Source organism: Streptomyces sp. NPDC004667, from assembly GCF_040609475.1.
Taxonomy (GTDB): Bacteria; Actinomycetota; Actinomycetes; order Streptomycetales; family Streptomycetaceae; genus Streptomyces.
In genome coordinates this window covers 1-2,498 of the sequence record NZ_JBEXKC010000231.1, presented here as the reverse complement: position 1 = coordinate 2,498, position 2,498 = coordinate 1, and the positions used below count along the sequence as shown (strand labels likewise).

The 2,498-nt window shown below is 74.7% G+C and carries 4 protein-coding genes; all 4 read left to right on the top strand.

Translation table 11 applies throughout. From position 1 onward, the window contains the following. Nucleotides 1-132: 132 nt before the first annotated feature. Complete coding sequence (locus tag ABZW32_RS39575; RefSeq protein ID WP_266845259.1) at nucleotides 133-495, top strand: acyl carrier protein; 363 nt, start codon at nucleotides 133-135, stop codon at nucleotides 493-495. Beyond that, complete coding sequence (locus ABZW32_RS39570; RefSeq protein ID WP_356225732.1) at nucleotides 492-1,337, top strand: 4'-phosphopantetheinyl transferase superfamily protein; 846 nt, start codon at nucleotides 492-494, stop codon at nucleotides 1,335-1,337. Before ABZW32_RS39575 ends, ABZW32_RS39570 begins: the two co-directional genes overlap by 4 nt. Nucleotides 1,338-1,341: 4 nt before the next feature. Beyond that, nucleotides 1,342-2,292 (top strand): ACP S-malonyltransferase, encoded by a 951-nt coding sequence (locus tag ABZW32_RS39565; protein ID WP_356225730.1) that lies wholly within the window; start codon nucleotides 1,342-1,344, stop codon nucleotides 2,290-2,292. A 91-nt stretch (nucleotides 2,293-2,383) separates the two neighbouring features. Then, a partial coding sequence (locus ABZW32_RS39560) for an acyl-CoA carboxylase epsilon subunit (RefSeq protein ID WP_356225733.1) occupies nucleotides 2,384-2,498 on the top strand: 115 nt, incomplete at its 3' end.

Below are 2,498 nucleotides of genomic sequence, written 5' to 3'. Positions count from 1 at the left end.
GCTGGCGCCCGCGCGCGGCCGTCACCCTCCCGTGCCGGGATCCCCTCGTCTTCCCGACCCGGCACTCCCGACCACGGACGGCCGGGGACACCCGTCCGTCCCGACCCGGAAAGCACTATGAACACACTCCACATGTCACAGACATACGAGACAGACAACGGCCTGGTCCACATGACCCGGCCCGACATGGCGATCCTGTCCACGGCCGGGCTGCGCGAGCGCACCCGGATCCTGGAGCAGTACGTCCGTGAGGAACTCGGCCGCATCCTCGGGATCGAGCCGCACCTCGTCGACACCACGGGCCGCCCCATGGGCTGCCTCGGGATCGGCTCGATCTCCGGTATAGAGCTCCAGTACCGGATGGAGGCCACCCTCGGCGTCGACGTGAACCTCCAGCGGCTGCTGCTGGCCAACAGCGCGCAGGAACTCATCGACTGCCTCGCCGGCCAGCTCGGGCCCGAGGCCCACCTGCACGGGGCTGCGGTGACGGCATGACGACGACGACCCTTCTGCCGGTCGCGCGCCCGGTGGTGAACCACCGGGACCTCGCACACGCCGACTTCACCCTGTCCGCCGACCGCGTCGACCTGTGGCTGATCCGCCGCCCCAGCGGGGCGGACGCCGAAGCCCTGGCCCTCGACGACCTGGACGAGGCGGAGCGCAAGCGCACCGACTCCTTCATCCGCAGGTCGGACGGCCTGCTCTACGCCGCCGCGCACATCGCGGTGCGCCGCCTGCTCGGGCGGTACACGGCCGTCGCGCCCCAGGACGTCCGCTTCATGCGCGAACCGTGCCCCGGGTGCGGAGAGCCGCACGGACGTCCCGCCCTGTCGCCCCCGCCGCCGCCCCTGCACTACTCCCTCTCGCACAGCGGGGGAGTGGCCATGGTCGGTGTCGCCACCGTGCCGCTGGGCGTCGACGTGGAGAAGCTGCCCGGCGCGGAGACGGTCGACATCTGCTCCAGGGCCCTGCACCCGGACGAGCAGCTGGAGATCGCCGAGGCGGCGTCCGGAGAGGAGCGGCGACAGCTGTTCGGTCAGATCTGGACCCGGAAGGAAGCATTCCTCAAGGGCATCGGGACAGGGTTGAGCCGTTCGCCCGCCGAGGACTACCTCGGCACCGACCAGGACCGTCACCCCGACGGCTGGACCATGGTCGGCGTCCCCGCCGACACCACCCACGCCGCGGCGGTCGCCGTGACCGGGCCGGTCCCCGCGGTGGTCGACGTCCGGTGGGTGCCCGACCACTGGCTCTCCGCCGACCACACGGTCTGCGGGGCCACCGCCCCCGGACCGCTCCCCGCGGTCCACGCCAGCCGACCGCAGATAGGGACGTGACCGGATGACCCGCACCGCCTTCGTCTTCCCGGGACAGGGCTCCGCCCACGCCGGTCCGGCAGCGGAGCTGCTCGCCCTGAGGCCGGACCTCGCCGCCACGTACTACCGCACCGCCGACGACATCCTCGGCATCCCGCTCTCGCAGCTCCTGCGGGGCGGCTCCGCCCGGGCGTTCGAGGACCCGGCGGTGGCCCAGCCGGCCGTCTTCCTGACGAGCCTGGCCGTACTGGAGGTGCTGCGCGGCGAGGGCGTGGAGCCGGACGCGGTCGTCGGGCACAGCCTCGGCGAGTACGCGGCGCTGGTGGCGGCGGGCGTCCTGGAGTGGACGGAGGCGCTGTGGCTCGTCCGGCTGCGCAGCGAACTCGTCGCCACTGTCGGGGACCGCATCGGCAGCTCCACGGCCGCCGTCAGCGGTCCGGGCCGCGCGGACCTGGCGCGACTGTGCGCCGAGGCCCGCGCGGCCACCTCCCGCGTGGTGGAGGTGGCCGGGGACAACGGACCCCGCCAGACCGTGGTCTCCGGGGAGGCGCAGGCGGTGGCCCACGTCGCGGCGGCGGCCGGCGCGGCCGGGGCCCGGGTGACCTGGCTGCGCACGGGCGGCCCCTTCCACTCCAGCCTGCTGCGCGAGGCCGAGGCGGAGTTCACCGAGACGCTGATCGCCACGGAGTTCCGCGATCCTGCCGTGCCGCTCGTCTCCGGTGTGACCGGCGGATGGGTGGCCACCGCCACCGAGGCCGTCGTCGCCCTGCGCAGCCAGCTCACCACCCCGGTGCGCTGGACCCAGGCCGTCGGGACGCTCGCCGCCTCGGGCACCCACCGGTTTGTGGAGGTGGGCCCCGGCCAGGTGCTCGGCGGGCTGGTCCGCCGCATCCTGCCCGAGGCCCGGATCCACGCCACGCACACCGCCGAGGGCCTGGCCGGGACGCTCGCCGCCCTGGCCCCCACCCCCGTCTGAGGGCCGCGGCCCCCGGGCGGGGCCGCGGGCGCAGTCACGCAGACCCGCCGCGGCGGCCGCGGACGGGAGGTCACGACCCGAGGAGCAGTCCGTGGACACCCATCAGCAGGGCCAACTCGTGCGTCTGGTGCGGGGACGGCCCGACACCGGGCAACTGGCGGCGCTGACCGCCGCGGTCCTGGCCCGGGCGGCGGCCTACGAGGGCC

Excerpts from the sequence above, each read along its gene's own strand:
- ABZW32_RS39575 (WP_266845259.1), top strand. The coding sequence starts at position 133 with ATGTCACAGACATACGAGACAGACAACGGCCTGGTCCACATGACCCGG.
- ABZW32_RS39565 (WP_356225730.1), top strand. The coding sequence starts at position 1,342 with ATGACCCGCACCGCCTTCGTCTTCCCGGGACAGGGCTCCGCCCACGCC.
- ABZW32_RS39570 (WP_356225732.1), top strand. The coding sequence starts at position 492 with ATGACGACGACGACCCTTCTGCCGGTCGCGCGCCCGGTGGTGAACCAC.